Below are 15,866 nucleotides of genomic sequence, written 5' to 3'. Positions count from 1 at the left end.
CATCACGCGCGGGCGACGCTCAGTCGCCCGCCGTTTTACCACTTCATGTAGGCGCGAATGCCATCCAGAAACATTTGCGTCGCCAGCATAATCAAAATCAAGCCCATCAAACGCTCCAGCGCGTTGACGCCTTTCTCGCCCAGCAGGCGAATAAACAGCCCCGACATCAGCAGCACCGCCACCGTAATTCCCCAGGCAAACAGCAGCGCCAGCACCAGATAAGACATCTGGTTGGGATATTGATGCGACAGCAGCATCAGCGTGGCCAGCAGCGACGGCCCGGCCACTAACGGAATCGCCAGCGGCACCAGAAACGGCTCTTCACCTACCGGCAGGCCGCTGGCGTTGCTTTCATGCGAAGGGAAAATCATTTTGATGGCGATCAGAAAAAGAATGATGCCGCCGGAAATCGACACCGTTTCGGTGCGCAGATTAAGGAAGGTCAGAATTTTTTCACCGGCAAACAGAAACAGCAGCATCAGAGCCAGCGCGATCAACATTTCGCGAATCAGCACCACGCGCCGTCTTTTAGGTTCGAGATGCTTGAGCACCGACATAAATATCGGCAGATTGCCCAGCGGATCCATGATTAACAATAATAATATGGTTGCCGAAATCATTTCAGTCATTTGTATTACTCTGCGTGATTGTCCGCTCAGGCGGTTATTAGCGGTACTGCTGAAAATCGTAGCGCTATCGAATTAATTCACTTGCCAGAAGTGCAGCATTTTGTAGAGTTGATACCCATTAGTAAATCGTCTATCCCGAAATAAGGCGCGGCTTTTTGCCCCAGCCCCTTTCAGCTCTGTTTTCAGCCTGAATTTCGGTTAATGTTCGCCTGTCCAGCTGAGGGTCTCAGCTGGTGTTTCGTCCGCTAAAGAGGCAATAAATGAAATCTGTAGGCTTAATCGGCTGGCGCGGTATGGTCGGCTCAGTATTGATGCAGCGTATGACTGAAGAGCGTGATTTTGATGTCATTCGCCCGGTTTTTTTCTCCACCTCACAGCACGGAGAAGCCGCACCGCAGATCGGCGGTCAATCAACCGGAACGCTGCAGGATGCCTTTGATATTGAGGCGCTGCGTGCGCTGGATATTATTATCACCTGCCAGGGCGGCGATTATACCAACGATGTTTATCCGCGCCTGCGTGCCAGCGGTTGGCAGGGCTACTGGATTGATGCTGCCTCTTCGCTGCGCATGCAGGACGATGCGATCATTATCCTCGATCCGGTCAACCAGCATGTGATTCAGCAGGGTCTGGATCAGGGCATTAAAACCTTTGCCGGCGGCAACTGTACCGTGAGCCTGATGCTGATGTCGCTGGGCGGCCTGTTCGCACAGGATCTGGTGGAGTGGGCGTCGGTAGCCACCTATCAGGCCGCTTCCGGCGGCGGCGCGCGTCATATGCGGGAACTGCTGAACCAGATGGGGCAGCTGCATGGTCACGTGGGCGATCTGCTGCAAAACCCGGCCTCGGCCATTCTGGATATCGAACGCAAGGTCACCGAGCTGAGCCGTTCCGGTGATTTGCCGGTCGACAACTTTGGCGTGCCGCTGGCAGGCAGTCTGATCCCGTGGATCGACAAGCAGCTGGATAACGGCCAGAGCCGCGAAGAGTGGAAAGGCCAGGCAGAAACCAACAAGATTCTCGGTACGTCGCAGGTGATTCCGGTAGATGGTCTGTGCGTACGCGTCGGCGCGCTGCGCTGCCACAGTCAGGCGTTTACCCTAAAGCTGAAAAAAGATGTGCCGCTGGCCGAGATCGAGCAGATGCTGGCCACGCATAACCAGTGGGTAAAAGTCGTGCCAAACGATCGCGAGATCACCATGCGTGAACTGACACCTGCCGCGGTGACCGGCACGCTCGCAACGCCGGTAGGTCGCCTGCGTAAGCTGAATATGGGACCAGAGTACCTGTCAGCATTTACGGTCGGCGATCAGCTGCTGTGGGGCGCGGCCGAGCCATTACGCCGGATGCTGCGCCTGCTGGCCTAAAGCGGGGAGTGTTGCCCGAAAGCGGGTGGCTTGCCTTGCAGGCTGGCTGTTTAAAGGCCAGGTCGAAGGCCATTTCGTACAGGCTAAAGCCTGCCCGAGCAGGGCCAGGTCAAGGTCAAAGTCAAAGTCAAAGGCGATTTCGTTCTGCCTGAAGGCAGCCCGAGCAGGGCCGGCAGTCGCCCCGGCCCTGCACCCGCGCTATCCGGCAAACACAACCGCCCGCTGCGCGGGTCCCTTCGTCGGTTCACATTTCTTCACGGACCGCTCGCGATTCGCTCCCCGCTCAACGCTCCCTTGTCCCGCCATCCATGGCGGGACATCCTAAAATGTTCATCTCCTCAGCGTTTGCGATGCCTCCTCAAGGTCAACACCCAAACCAAAAGCCAAAAAGCCAAAAAGCTAAAAGCTAAAAACCAGAAGCTAAAAGCCAAAAAGCTAAAAACCAGAAGCTAAAAGCCAAAAAGCCAAAAACCAGAAGCTAAAAGCCAAAAAGCCAAAAAGCCAAAAAGCCAAAAACCAGAAGCTAAAAGCTAAAAGCCAATATTTAGAAACTTAAAACCAGAAAGGTTGAGGGGTTTGATTTTGTCTTCAGAACTTAAGTTTTTTGTTTTGACCTGGGTTTTGACCTTTAAGAGGCATCACCACCGCCGAGGGAAAAGCATTTTCCAGGGCGAGCTGCAGGGATGCGGCGAGAGGGCGCGTTGAGCTGGGAGCGAATCGCGTCCGGTCCGTCAGGAAAATGCTTTTGCTGAGGGAACCCGCCTGTGGCGGGCGGTTGTGTTTGCCGGATAGCCGGGGTGCAGGGGCGGGGCGCATGCCGCCCCTGCTCGGGCAGGCTTTAGCCTGTACGAAATGGCTGTTGACCTTAAAGACGTTGACCTTAAAGACGTTGACCCTAAAAGCCCGCCTGCAAGGCAAAAACGCCCTCAAGCCGCCTGCTTAAGGCTGCCCAGCCGGCACAAGGCTTCACTAATCCCTGGTCTTAATGGCCGCGCCGCCAGGCAACTCCCTCTTGACCGGAGCGCGATAATATCGCTAGGTTGATAGCGTCCCCTGGCTGGAGGCACACGCACGGTGATGAACGCGCTTTTACCTGCATAAAAAGTGTTCGTCGAGTGATCAACTTCGTCTTTTTAGACATCCAGAAAAATAATTTTTCTATTCAATACAGGGATCGGCGAAGGTCGAACTATGCTTAACCCTGAATAACGGAATTTTGACTGTTTTTGCTTTCCGAACTGAATGTTGTTGTACGCGGCATTGGGTTTTTACCAGAGGAAGGTTGGCTTCCCTGCGCGCGTGCCACCAGCTCAATGAAGAGCAGAGCATGTGATAACGGCTGAGTGAATCACGCCTTTTTTCATATCATCTGCCAACTATCACAGGAAGAAAGTCATGTCAGAGCTTGTCGATCGTCAGACGATCAATGCCCTTATTTCGGGCCATTACGCCGATCCATTTGCCCTGCTGGGAATGCACCAGACCGAAGCTGGACTTGAAGTTCGCGCACTGTTGCCTGATGCATCAGAAGTGTGGGTAATTGAGACGAAAACCGGGCGTAAATGTGCCCAGCTAACCTGTATCGATCCGCGCGGGTTTTTTAGCGCCGTTGTCCCGCGCCGTAAAAATCCCTTTCGCTATCAGCTGGCGGTCACCTGGCACGGCCAGCAAAATTTGATCGACGATGCCTACCGCTTTGGGCCGCTCCTGCAAGATATGGAGACCTGGCTGCTGGCGGAAGGTACGCACCTGCGCCCGTATGAAACCATGGGCGCGCACAGCGCCGTGATTGATGGCGTGACCGGAACGCGGTTTATCTTGTGGGCGCCTAATGCGCAGCGCGTGTCCGTGGTCGGTGAGTTCAACTTTTGGGATGGCCGCCGTCATCCGATGCGCTTTCGCCGCGAAAACGGCATGTGGGAACTGTTTGTTCCCGGCGCAATGAATGGCCAGCTCTACAAATATGAAATTATTGATGCGCACGGCCAGCTCAGGCTGAAAGCCGATCCTTATGCGTTTGAAGCACAGATGCGTCCGCAAACCGCCTCCATGATCTGCGGTCTGCCGGAAAAAGTGGAAATGGCCGAGGATCGTAAGCAGGCTAACGGTTTTGATAAACCTATCTCCATTTACGAAGTACATCTTGGATCCTGGCGTCGCCATACCGACGACAACTTCTGGCTAAGCTACAAAGAGCTGGAAGAGCAGCTGATCCCTTACGCGGTGGAAATGGGCTTTACCCATCTGGAACTGCTGCCGATCAGCGAACACCCGTTTGATGGCAGCTGGGGTTATCAGCCGCTCGGCCTCTACGCGCCGACGCGTCGTTTCGGCACGCGCGATGAGTTCCGCCAGTTCATTACCGCAGCGCACAATGCCGGTCTGAATGTGCTGCTGGATTGGGTGCCAGGACACTTTCCTTCCGATGACTTCGGCCTCGCAAAATTCGACGGATCGGAGCTTTATGAGCACCATGACCCGCGCGAAGGCTACCATCAGGACTGGAACACCCTGATTTATAACTTTGGCCGCCGCGAAGTCAGCAACTTCCTCGCGGGCAACGCGCTCTACTGGATGGAACGCTTTGGTATCGATGGTTTGCGCGTTGATGCCGTGGCCTCCATGATCTACCGCGACTATAGCCGTAAAGCGGGCGAGTGGATCCCGAACGAGTTTGGCGGCCGTGAAAATCTCGAGGCGATCTCCTTCCTGCGCTATACCAACCGCGTGCTCGGTGAGGAAGCTGACGGCAGTATCACCGTGGCGGAAGAGTCTACCGACTATCCTGGCGTGACCCGACCTTCTGAAGGTGGCGGTCTGGGTTTTCAGTACAAATGGAACCTCGGCTGGATGCACGACACGCTGGATTACATGAAGCAGGATCCCATCTATCGTCGCCATCATCACAACCTGATGACCTTCGGCATGCTCTATCACTATGACGAAAACTTTGTCCTGCCGCTGTCGCATGACGAAGTGGTACATGGCAAAAAATCGATTCTGGATCGCATGCCGGGCGACGCATGGCAGAAGTTTGCCAACCTGCGTGCCTATTACGGCTGGATGTGGGGCTTCCCGGGCAAGAAGCTGCTGTTTATGGGCAACGAGTTTGCGCAGGGCAGAGAGTGGAACCACGACGTCAGCCTCGACTGGCACCTGCTGGAAGGCGAAGACAACTGGCACAACGGCGTACAGCGTCTGGTACGCGATCTCAACCACACCTATCGTCATTTTCCCGCCATGCATCAGCTGGATTTCGATCCGCAGGGCTTTGAATGGCTGGTGGTGGATGACTTTGATAACTCAGTATTTGTCTTTGTGCGTCGCGACAACGAAGGCAACGAGATGATCGTTGCCAGCAACTTCACGCCGGTTACGCGTGAAAACTATCGCTTTGGTATTAATCTGCCGGGCGGCTGGCGCGAAGTATTGAACACCGACAGCGGCCACTATCACGGCAGCAATACCCAAAACGGCACCCTGGTGCAGAGCGAGCCGATCGCCAGCCATAAGCGCGACCATTCGCTGAGCCTGACGTTGCCACCGCTGGCGACCATCTGGCTGGTGCGTGAGGACGCCGAATGAGCCGCATTCAGGGCGGTAAGCCTGCGCCATTAGGGGCAACTTACGATGGCAAAGGGGTTAATTTCACCCTGTTTTCGCAGCATGCGCAGCGCGTGGAGCTCTGCCTGTTCGATAAACAGGGCACGGAAAGCCGTGTCGATCTTCCCGCGCGCAGCGGCGATATCTGGCATGGCTATTTGCCCGCCCTGAAACCGGGCCAGCGCTACGGATACCGTGTGCATGGCCCCTGGCAGCCACAGCGTGGCCATCGCTTTAACGCAGCCAGGCTACTGGTCGATCCCTGCGCCCGTGAAGTTGACGGTGACGTGCCTGATGATGTGCGTTTTCAGGGCGGCGAGTGGGAGATCGATCTGGCTGACAACGGTGACATCGCGCCAAAAAGCGTGGTGGTTGCCGACGATTTTGACTGGCAGGATGATGTTGCGCCGCGCGTGCCGTGGGGCGAAACCATTATTTATGAAGCGCATGTGCGCGGCCTGACCAAACGCCATCCGGCCATACCGGAAGCGTTACGCGGCACCTATGCGGCGCTGGGGCATCCGGCGATGATCGATTATCTGCGGGCGCTGGGAATCACCACGCTGGAGCTGCTGCCGGTGGCGCAGTTTGCTCATGAGCCGCGCCTGCTGCGCGCCGGGTTAACCAACTATTGGGGCTACAACCCGTTTGCCCTCTGGGCGGTAGATCCGCGTTACGCCTCGGGCGAGCCCGGCGTCAGCGCACTGCAGGAATTTCAGCAGGCGGTAAAAGCGCTGCATGCGGCGGGCATCGAAGTGGTGCTGGATGTGGTGTTTAACCACACCGCCGAGCTGGAAGAGATTGGCCCTACCATCAACCTGCGCGGTGTCGATAACGCCAGCTATTACTGGCTGGATGAATCGGGTCACTATCCTAACTGGACCGGTTGTGGCAACACGGTCAATCTCAGTCATCCTCAGGTGCGCGCCTGGGCGCTGGATTGTCTGCGCTGCTGGGTACAAAACTGCCACGTTGACGGCTTCCGTTTTGACCTGGCAACGGTGCTGGGCCGCACGCCTGACTACGACATTGCGGCTGAATTTTTCAATGAAATGAAAGCCTGCCCGATTTTGTCGGCGGTGAAGCTGATCGCTGAGCCATGGGATATTGGCCCCGGCGGCTATCAGGTCGGAAACTTTCCGGCACCTTTTGCCGAGTGGAACGATCATTTCCGCGACGTCAATCGCCGTTTCTGGCTGCATGGCGCGCTGAGCAACGGTGAGTTTGCCCGTCGCTTTGCGGGTTCCAGCGATGTGTTTGCACAGAGTGGGCGACCGCCCTCTGCGTCGATCAACCTGATCACCGCGCATGACGGCTTTACCCTGCGCGACGTGGTGAGCTTTGAGCGTAAGCATAACGAGGCCAATGCCGAAGATAACCGCGACGGCAGCAGCGAAAATCACAGTAACAATCACGGCGTTGAAGGCCTTTCGGCCTCACCGGACGTACAGCAGCGTCGTCGTCACAGCGTCCATGCGCTGCTGACCACGCTGTTGCTGGCACAGGGCACGCCGATGCTGCTGGCCGGTGACGAAATGGGCCAGACACAGCACGGCAATAACAATGCGTACTGCCAGGACAACGAACTCACCTGGCTTAACTGGCCGCAGTTTGACCAGGGATTATATGACTTCACCGCAGCGCTGATTCATCTGCGGCGCCAGATACCGGCGCTCACCGCCGATAGCTGGTGGCAGGAAGGCGATGGGAATGTGCAGTGGCTCAATGCTGGTGGCCAGCCACTGACGAGTGAGGAGTGGACGCAGGGGCTGCATCGCATGCAGATCCTGCTTTCTGGCCGCTGGCTGATCACAATAAACGCCACGCAAGATGTGGCAACAATGACATTACCCAACGGAGAATGGCATGCCATTCCTCCTTTTGCCGGGGATAATAACCCGATCCTGTCAACCGCCTGGCATGGACCCGCGCACGGCGTGTGCGTGTTCCTGAAGCAGGGGTAAGGAGTCAGACATGGTCAAGATAGAGGAAGCGGATCACCTGATGTTGGCCAGGCAGTTGCCAGCACAAACCGTGGCGTTGATTCTGGCGGGCGGTCGCGGCACGCGGTTAAAAGATCTCACTGCCAAACGCGCCAAGCCCGCGGTGCATTTCGGCGGTAAGTTCCGCATCATCGACTTTGCACTATCGAACTGCCTGAACTCAGGCATTCGGCGCATCGGCGTGATCACGCAGTATCAGTCGCATACGCTGGTGCAGCATATTCAGCGCGGCTGGTCACTGCTGAATGAAGAGATGAACGAGTTTGTCGATTTGCTGCCTGCGCAACAGCGCTCATCAACCGACAGCTGGTACCGCGGCACGGCCGATGCGGTATCGCAGAACCTTGATATCATCCGCCGCTACAATGCACGTTACGTGGTGATTCTGGCTGGCGATCACATCTATAAGATGGACTATTCGCGCATGCTGCTGGATCACGTTGCCAACAAGGCAAAGTGCACTATCGCCTGCCTGCCAGTGCCACTGCATGAAGCCACCGCATTTGGCGTGATGGCGGTTGATGCCGATAACAAAGTCATCGATTTTGTGGAAAAACCGCCGCATCCCCCTACTATGCCGGGCGACGACAGCAAGGCGCTGGCGAGCATGGGCATCTATGTGTTTGACGCCGATTATCTCTTTCAGCTGCTGGAAGACGATCTGCTGATGACCGAATCAAACCACGATTTTGGCAAAGATCTACTGCCAAAAATCGTTGGCAGCGGAGAGGCGTATGCGCACTCCTTTAGCCTGTCGTGCGTGCAGAACGATCAGAGCGCGCCGCCTTACTGGCGCGATGTCGGCACCCTCGAAGCTTACTGGCGTGCCAATCTCGATCTCGCCTCGGTGCAACCCGAGCTGGATATGTACGATCACAGCTGGCCGATCCGTACCCATATGGAACCCTCGCCGCCGGCGAAATTTGTGCAGGATCGCTCAGGCAGCCACGGCATGACCATGAATTCACTGGTGTCGGGCGGCTGCATCATCTCCGGTTCGGTGGTGGTTAATTCTGTGCTGTTCTCCCGCGTGCGGATAAATTCATTTTGTAATATCGATTCATCAGTGCTGCTGCCAGACGTCAATGTTGGACGCTCCTGTCGGCTGCGCCGCTGTGTGATTGATCGTGCCTGCGTTATTCCAGAGGGCACGGTGATTGGCGAAAATCCTGACGAAGACAGTCGTCGGTTCCATCGATCAGAAGAGGGGATCGTACTGGTTACGCGCGCTATGTTGGCTAAATTGGCCACGGGGCAGTAATCGGTAGGGCCAGGAATTACTATTGTCGGCGCGCGGAGCGCGTTCGATCCAGTTATAGGGGCGGAGAATGCAGGTTTTACATGTCTGTTCAGAGCTGTTCCCGCTGTTAAAGACCGGCGGGTTAGCTGATGTAGTGGGGGCATTACCGGCAGCACAGATTGCTGATGGTACGGATACACGCGTACTGATTCCGGGTTTTCCAGCTGTGCGTAGAGGCATACCCGACGCGAAGCTCGTGGCTGAGGTAGAGACTTTCGCCGGCTTGGTTCGTTTGCATTTTGGCTATTTTAACGGCGTCGGCATCTACATGATCGAGGCAGGTGGACTGTACGATCGTCCGGGCAGCCCGTATCACGATGAAAACCAGTTTGCCTATACCGATAACTATCTGCGCTTTGCGCTGCTCGGCTGGGTAGGGTGTGAAATGGCCTGCGGCCTTGATTCACACTGGCGGCCCGATATCGTGCATGCACATGACTGGCATGCCGGTTTAACCTGTGCCTATCTGGAAGCGCGTGGACGTCCTGCTAAGTCGGTGTTCACCGTGCATAACCTCGCCTATCAGGGACAGTTTTATGCCCAGCATATGGATGAGATCCAGCTACCCTGGTCCTTCTTCAATATGCATGGACTGGAGTTTCACGGCCAGATCTCCTATCTGAAAGCGGGTCTGTTTTACGCCGATCACGTTACCGCGGTCAGCCCGACCTATGCGCATGAAATTACCCTGCCAGAATTTGGCAACGGTATGGAAGCGCTTCTGGCGCAGCGCCTGCAGGAAGGCCGTCTGAGCGGCATTCTTAACGGCGTGGATCCTGAGATTTGGGATCCGGCGCAGGATTTGCTGCTCAGCGCGCGCTATAACCGCGACACGCTGGATGCCAAAGCCGAGAACAAGCGTCAGCTGCAGATTGCAATGGGGCTGAAGGTCGATGATAAAGCGCCGGTGTTTTCGGTGGTGAGTCGTCTGACACGGCAAAAAGGGCTCGATCTGGTGCTCGAAGCGCTGCCGGGTCTGCTGGCGCAGGGTGGTCAGCTGGTGCTGCTGGGTGCCGGCGATGCTGAATTGCAGCAAGGATTCCTTGCGGCCGCAGCCGAACATCCGGGCCAGGTTGGGGTGCAGATTGGCTATCACGAAGCCTTCTCTCATCGCATTATGGGCGGTGCCGATGTGATCATGGTGCCAAGTCGTTTTGAACCTTGTGGGTTAACGCAGCTCTATGCGCTGAAATATGGCACCTTGCCATTGGTTCGGCGCACCGGCGGCCTGGCCGATACGGTAAATGACAGCTCGCTGGAAAACCTTGCCGATGGCATTGCCAGCGGCTTTTGCTTTGAAGACAGTAACGCCTGGTCGCTGCTCCGCGCGATCCGCCGTGCCTTTGTGTTGTGGTCGCGTCCCTCGTTGTGGCGGTATGTACAGCGCCAGGCGATGGGAATGGATTTTAGCTGGCAGGTGGCGGCGCAATCTTATCGCGAACTCTATCAACGCTTGATGTAAAACCAGTACGGGGATTACTCAAATGAATGCACCTTTCATCTACGCTGCACCGACGTTAACGGTTGAAGCTTTGAAGCACTCTATTGCTTACAAGCTGATGTTTACTATCGGCAAAGATCCGTCAATGGCCAATAAGCATGAGTGGCTGAACGCCTCGCTGCTGGCCGTTCGCGATCGCATGGTGGAACGCTGGCTGCGTTCCAATCGCGCCCAACTTTCTCAGGATGTGCGTCAGGTTTATTACCTGTCGATGGAATTTCTGATGGGACGCACCCTGTCGAACGCGCTGCTGGCCATGGGCATTTATGATGACCTGCACCATGCGCTGGAAGAGATGGGACTCAGCCTGGATGAACTGGTGGAAGAGGAAAACGATCCGGGGTTAGGCAATGGCGGCTTAGGTCGACTGGCAGCCTGTTTCCTCGATTCGCTGGCCACGCTCGGTTTGCCGGGACGTGGTTATGGCATTCGTTACGATTACGGCATGTTCAAACAGAACATTATTGATGGTCGTCAGGCAGAATCGCCTGATTACTGGCTGGAATATGGTAATCCCTGGGAATTTCAGCGTTTTAACACCCGCTACAAAGTGCGTTTCGGCGGCCGCGTTCAGCATGAAGGCAGCAAAATTCGTTGGGTGGAAACGGAAGAAGTGTTGGCAACGGCCTACGATCAGATCATTCCAGGCTTTGATACCGATGCCACCAACACGCTACGCCTGTGGGGCGCGCAGGCCAGCAACGAAATCAACCTGGGGAAATTTAACCAGGGCGATTACTTTGCCGCGGTAGAAGACAAAAACCACTCTGAGAACGTGTCACGCGTGCTCTATCCCGATGATTCAACCTATTCTGGCCGTGAACTGCGGTTGCGACAGGAATATTTCCTCGTCTCCGCCACGGTGCAGGATATTTTTCATCGTCACTGGGAGATGCACAAAACCTGGGACAACCTCGCCGACAAAATTGCTATTCACCTGAATGACACGCACCCGGTGCTGGCCATTCCGGAAGTGATGCGACTGTTGATCGATGAGCACAAGTTTACCTGGGATGACGCCTTTGACATCGCCTGTCAGGTCTTCTCTTATACCAACCACACGCTGATGAGCGAAGCGCTGGAAACCTGGCCGGTCGATATGCTCGGCAAGATCCTGCCGCGTCATCTGCAAATTATTTTTGATATCAACGACTACTTTCTCAAAACTATCGAAGAGCAGTATCCCGATAACTGGGAGTTGCAGTCGCGCGTATCGATCATTGATGAAAACAACGGTCGTCAGGTGCGTATGGCGTGGCTGGCGGTGGTGGTCAGCCACAAAGTCAATGGCGTATCGGAACTGCACTCCAACCTGATGGTGCAGTCGCTGTTTGCCGATTTTGCCGCGCTGTTCCCGAACCGTTTCTGTAACAAAACCAACGGCATTACGCCGCGTCGCTGGCTGGCGCTGGCGAATCCGGCGTTGTCTGACGTGCTGGATGAGGCGATTGGCCGCAACTGGCGTACCGATCTCAGTCAGCTGGAAGAGATCAAGCCGCAAATCGATTACCCGGCGTTTATCGCCAAAATTGCCGATGCCAAGCTGGCCAACAAAAAGCGTCTGGCAAGCTGGGTCGCGAAAAACATGGATATCGTGCTGGATCCGCAAGCACTGTTTGACGTGCAGATCAAGCGCATCCATGAGTACAAACGCCAGCTGATGAACGTGCTGCATGTCATCACGCGCTATAACCGAATTAAAAACGATCCCGATGCTGACTGGGTGCCGCGCGTGAATATCTTCGCCGGTAAAGCGGCTTCAGCCTATTACGTCGCCAAGCAGATCATTCATCTGATCAACGATGTGGCCAACGTGATCAACAACGATCCGCAGGTCAAAAATAAGCTGAAGGTGGTGTTCATTCCGAATTATGGTGTGAGCCTGGCACAGATGATCATTCCGGCGGCCGATCTGTCTGAACAGATCTCCCTCGCCGGTACCGAAGCCTCGGGCACCAGTAACATGAAGTTTGCTCTGAACGGCGCGCTAACCATCGGTACGCTGGATGGCGCGAACGTTGAGATGCTGGAGCACGTTGGCGAAGAGAATATCTTCATCTTCGGTAATACCACGCCACAGGTTGAAGCGCTGCGTAAAAACGGTTACGACTCGCATAAATATTACGATGAGGATCCGGAACTGCGTCAGGCGTTGACCCAGATTGCCAGCGGCGTCTTTAGTCCGCAGGAGCCTGGCCGCTATCGCAATCTGTTTGATTCACTGGTGAACTTTGGCGATCATTATCAGCTACTGGCGGATTATCGCAGCTATGTGGATACGCAGGATGAAGTTGATAAGCTTTATCGTCATCCGGAAGAGTGGCAGCGTCGAGCCGCGTTGAATATCGCCAATATGGGATACTTTTCGTCAGACCGTACCATTCAGGAATACGCCGATGAGATTTGGGGCATTTCGCCCGTTCGTCTGTAACTGATATAAACAGGGCTGCCGCTGGCGGCCTTTTTATTGCGCAGAAATGGGTACAGTTCAGACGTAAAAAAAGGGCCGATTAAATCGGCCCTTTTCTGTTATGCAGCGAAGATTAGCTTGCCAGCGAGAGCGCCGGCTTCTTCACATGCGCCGCCAGCCATTCGCTGACGCGCGCCTGCTGCGCTTCATTCAGCCACATACCCTGTTTGGTACGGCGCCAGATCGCATCATCCAGTTCGCGAACCCACTCGTTTTCCATCAGATAACGCAGTTCGGCTTCATAGAAGTCGTGGCCGAAGTTCTCACCCAGATCGTCCAGCGAGCTGGCGTTCTGCAGAATCACTTCGGTACGGCTGCCGTAGGTGCGGGCAAAATGACGCGCCATATTTTCAGTAATGAACGGATAACGGCGACGCAAACCGGCCGCGTAATCTTCACGCGTGCCAGAGAAATCACCACCTGGCAGCACGCAGTTTTTGGTCCATGCTGCACCGATGCCCGGATAGTATTTGGACATCTTCTCCATCGCATGCTCAGCCAGCTTACGATAGGTGGTCAGTTTACCGCCAAACACCGACAGCAGCGGTGCTTTACCGTTTTCATCACGCACATCCAGCGTGTAATCGCGGGTAATGGCCTGCGGCGAATCGGATTCGTCGTCACACAGCGGACGAACGCCGGAATAGCTCCAGACGATATCTTTACGCGACAAATCTTTTTTGAAGTGCGCGTTAAACACGTTCAGCACATAATCGATCTCGTTATCGTCGATATGCACGCTTTTCGGATCGCCTTTGTACTCCACGTCGGTGGTACCGATAATGGAAAACTCATCCATCCACGGAATAACAAACACAATGCGATTGTCTTCGTTCTGCAGGATATAAGCCTGTTTTTCGGTATGCACGCGCGGCACCACGATATGGCTGCCTTTGATCAGGCGAATACCATAAGGCGATTTCAGCTTCAGGCCGTCGTCAAACAGCTGCTTAACCCATGGGCCAGCGGCGTTGACCAGACCTTTTGCACGCCAGGTCAGGGTTTTGCCGGTATCCACTTCTTCAGCTTCAACCACCCAAATGTCATTTTCACGCCAGGCGCGCGTCACACGGGTACGGGTGCGCACTTCGCCACCGCGTTTTTCCACTTCCTGCGCATTGAGCACCACGAGGCGAGCATCATCTACCCAGCAGTCAGAGTATTCGAAACCGCGCGTGATCTCCGGCTTGAGGGCGGAATCCGCGCCAAAACGCAAACTCTTACTGCCCGGCAGGCTGGTACGTTTGCCAAGATGATCGTACATAAACAGGCCAACGCGGATCATCCACGCCGGACGCAGATGCGGACGGTGCGGCAAGCGGAAGCGCATGGGGAAAGCGATATGCGGCGCCATTTTCAGCAGCACTTCACGTTCAGCCAGTGCTTCGCTGACCAGACGGAATTCGTAATGTTCCAGGTAGCGCAGGCCACCGTGGATAAGTTTTGAACTGGCGGAAGAGGTTGCGCAGGCCAAATCCTGCGCTTCCAGCATCAGCACAGACAGTCCGCGTCCTGCAGCATCGGCTGCAATGCCGGCTCCGTTGATGCCGCCGCCGATTACGATCAGGTCTTTGGTTTCCACGTCATCTCCTCCGATGTTCGGAATAGTTCATTTATGTTCGTTTTCGAGCATTATAATAGTCGCAAACCAACATTGATGCCAGTGGTTAACTAAACAAAAACATTTATGCGTGATGCAGCTAACATTCTGACAGCCTGTTTTACCCTTTTTCCTTACACTTTGCCGGGTTATGCCGCGACGCGTTCGCGGTACACTAAGGCACAACCTTACTGACTGGAAATCCCATGGAAAACTTTGAATGTATTGATGTGCAGCAGGCACAACAGCGTCTGGCGGCTGGCGCGCAGCTGGTTGATATTCGCGATCCGCAAAGCTTTGCTCAGGGCCATGCCACCGGCGCTTTTCATCTGACTAACACCTCAGTTAACCACTTTGTTGAACAAACCGATGTCAGCGTGCCGGTGCTGGTTATGTGCTATCACGGCATCAGCAGCAAGAGCGCCGCGGGCTATTTAGCTACGCAGGGTTTTACCGAGGTTTATAGCGTGGATGGCGGTTTTGAAGCCTGGCAGCACGCCTTTCCACAGCAGGTTGAATCCGCCTGACAGGGCGGCACACTTCCTCAGCAAAGGCACACAAAGCGATGAAGCGCATTACTCAGTTTAACAACCCGCGCATGGCGCAGGCGTTTGTTGACTACATGGCGACGCAGGGCGTCAGCCTGCAGATTGAGCAGGATCAGCACTATGTTGTGCTACTGGAAGATGAATCGAAAGCGGAAATGGTCGAAAACGAACTTCGCCAGTTCATTAGCGATCCGTATCATGCGCGTTATCAGGCTGCCAGCTGGCAAAGCGGCACCATGGAAAGCGGGCTGCGTTATCCGCGTAACCGACTGCTGGGGCATCTGCGCCAGCGTGCCGGACCCTTGACGCTCACGCTGATGGTCATCTGCGTGGCGGTATTTATCCTGATGCAAATCGTTGGCGATGAGCAGGTACTGGCGTGGATGGCGTGGCCGGCCGATACTGCGCAGGATTTTCAGCTGTGGCGCTGGTTCAGCCACGCACTGCTGCATTTTTCACTGCTGCATATTCTGTTTAACCTGATGTGGTGGTGGTATCTCGGTGGCGCGGTGGAAAAACGTCTTGGCAGCGGCAAGCTGTTTGTCATCGCCCTGATTTCTGCTTTATTAAGCGGCTTTGTTCAGGCGAAATTCAGCGGCATCTGGTTCGGCGGTCTCTCTGGCGTGGTCTATGCGCTGATGGGCTATTGCTGGCTGCGCGGCGAGCGCGATCCCGAAAGCGGGATTTTCCTTGAGCGCGGACTCATGGCTTTCGCTATTCTGTGGCTGATTATGGGTTATTTCGATATGTTCGGCCTGGCCATCGCCAACGGTGCGCATCTGGCAGGATTGCTGGTGGGCTTAGCCATGGCTTTTGTTGATACCCGTCATCGCCGTCGCGCCTGA

The 15,866-nt window shown here is 55.3% G+C and carries 10 protein-coding genes; 8 read left to right on the top strand and 2 right to left on the bottom strand.

The window, feature by feature from the left end; all coding sequences use genetic code 11:
- Nucleotides 1–35 precede the first annotated feature (35 nt).
- A complete protein-coding gene (locus ACJY2L_RS12870) occupies nucleotides 36–629 on the bottom strand; it encodes a YhgN family NAAT transporter (protein WP_439214155.1) in 594 nt (197 codons plus the stop codon).
- 260 nt (nucleotides 630–889) lie between these two features.
- On the opposite strand from ACJY2L_RS12870, the gene asd reads away from it, so the two are divergent.
- From asd to glgP, 6 genes are all read left to right on the top strand, one after another.
- Nucleotides 890–1,996 carry an aspartate-semialdehyde dehydrogenase gene (gene asd / locus ACJY2L_RS12865; protein WP_439214154.1) on the top strand — a complete coding sequence of 369 codons (1,107 nt, stop codon included), beginning with the start codon at nucleotides 890–892 and terminating at the stop codon, nucleotides 1,994–1,996.
- A gap of 1,395 nt (nucleotides 1,997–3,391) precedes the next feature.
- Nucleotides 3,392–5,581 carry a 1,4-alpha-glucan branching enzyme gene (gene glgB, locus ACJY2L_RS12860; protein ID WP_439214153.1) on the top strand — a complete coding sequence of 730 codons (2,190 nt, stop codon included), beginning with the start codon at nucleotides 3,392–3,394 and terminating at the stop codon, nucleotides 5,579–5,581.
- On the top strand, nucleotides 5,578–7,563 hold the full coding sequence (gene glgX / locus ACJY2L_RS12855) for a glycogen debranching protein GlgX (RefSeq protein ID WP_439214152.1): 1,986 nt from the start codon (nucleotides 5,578–5,580) through the stop codon (nucleotides 7,561–7,563). The genes glgB and glgX overlap by 4 nt, the downstream gene beginning before the upstream one ends.
- 10 nt (nucleotides 7,564–7,573) lie before the next feature.
- Entirely contained in the window at nucleotides 7,574–8,863 is a 1,290-nt protein-coding gene (glgC, locus tag ACJY2L_RS12850) for a glucose-1-phosphate adenylyltransferase (RefSeq protein ID WP_439214151.1), read from the top strand.
- 67 nt (nucleotides 8,864–8,930) lie between these two features.
- Nucleotides 8,931–10,364 (top strand): glycogen synthase GlgA, encoded by a 1,434-nt coding sequence (gene glgA / locus ACJY2L_RS12845; RefSeq protein WP_439214150.1) that lies wholly within the window; start codon nucleotides 8,931–8,933, stop codon nucleotides 10,362–10,364.
- Between the two features lie 22 nt (nucleotides 10,365–10,386).
- Nucleotides 10,387–12,834 (top strand): glycogen phosphorylase, encoded by a 2,448-nt coding sequence (gene glgP, locus ACJY2L_RS12840; RefSeq protein WP_439214149.1) that lies wholly within the window; start codon nucleotides 10,387–10,389, stop codon nucleotides 12,832–12,834.
- A 112-nt stretch (nucleotides 12,835–12,946) separates the two neighbouring features.
- On the opposite strand, the gene glpD is transcribed toward glgP, so the two are convergent.
- Nucleotides 12,947–14,455 carry a glycerol-3-phosphate dehydrogenase gene (gene glpD / locus ACJY2L_RS12835; protein ID WP_439214148.1) on the bottom strand — a complete coding sequence of 503 codons (1,509 nt, stop codon included), beginning with the start codon at nucleotides 14,453–14,455 and terminating at the stop codon, nucleotides 12,947–12,949.
- A 224-nt stretch (nucleotides 14,456–14,679) separates the two neighbouring features.
- Between glpD and glpE the strand changes: the two genes are divergently transcribed.
- Nucleotides 14,680–15,000 carry a thiosulfate sulfurtransferase GlpE gene (glpE, locus tag ACJY2L_RS12830; RefSeq protein ID WP_067427199.1) on the top strand — a complete coding sequence of 107 codons (321 nt, stop codon included), beginning with the start codon at nucleotides 14,680–14,682 and terminating at the stop codon, nucleotides 14,998–15,000.
- Between the two features lie 38 nt (nucleotides 15,001–15,038).
- Nucleotides 15,039–15,866 carry a rhomboid family intramembrane serine protease GlpG gene (gene glpG, locus ACJY2L_RS12825; RefSeq protein WP_439214147.1) on the top strand — a complete coding sequence of 276 codons (828 nt, stop codon included), beginning with the start codon at nucleotides 15,039–15,041 and terminating at the stop codon, nucleotides 15,864–15,866.

The sequence above is a fragment of the Duffyella sp. Ts4 genome, assembly GCF_051851875.1.
Classification (GTDB): domain Bacteria; phylum Pseudomonadota; class Gammaproteobacteria; order Enterobacterales; family Enterobacteriaceae; genus Duffyella; species Duffyella gerundensis.
The sequence above is the reverse complement of the archived record's forward strand: the minus strand, read 5'-3'. Positions and strand labels throughout refer to the sequence as shown.

Bases quoted from the DNA above. Each gene is read 5' to 3' on its own strand.
- ACJY2L_RS12870 (WP_439214155.1), bottom strand. From the start codon at position 629: ATGACTGAAATGATTTCGGCAACCATATTATTATTGTTAATCATGGAT.
- asd (WP_439214154.1), top strand. From the start codon at position 890: ATGAAATCTGTAGGCTTAATCGGCTGGCGCGGTATGGTCGGCTCAGTA.
- glgB (WP_439214153.1), top strand. From the start codon at position 3,392: ATGTCAGAGCTTGTCGATCGTCAGACGATCAATGCCCTTATTTCGGGC.
- glgX (WP_439214152.1), top strand. From the start codon at position 5,578: ATGAGCCGCATTCAGGGCGGTAAGCCTGCGCCATTAGGGGCAACTTAC.
- glgC (WP_439214151.1), top strand. From the start codon at position 7,574: ATGGTCAAGATAGAGGAAGCGGATCACCTGATGTTGGCCAGGCAGTTG.
- glgA (WP_439214150.1), top strand. From the start codon at position 8,931: ATGCAGGTTTTACATGTCTGTTCAGAGCTGTTCCCGCTGTTAAAGACC.
- glgP (WP_439214149.1), top strand. From the start codon at position 10,387: ATGAATGCACCTTTCATCTACGCTGCACCGACGTTAACGGTTGAAGCT.
- glpE (WP_067427199.1), top strand. From the start codon at position 14,680: ATGGAAAACTTTGAATGTATTGATGTGCAGCAGGCACAACAGCGTCTG.
- glpG (WP_439214147.1), top strand. From the start codon at position 15,039: ATGAAGCGCATTACTCAGTTTAACAACCCGCGCATGGCGCAGGCGTTT.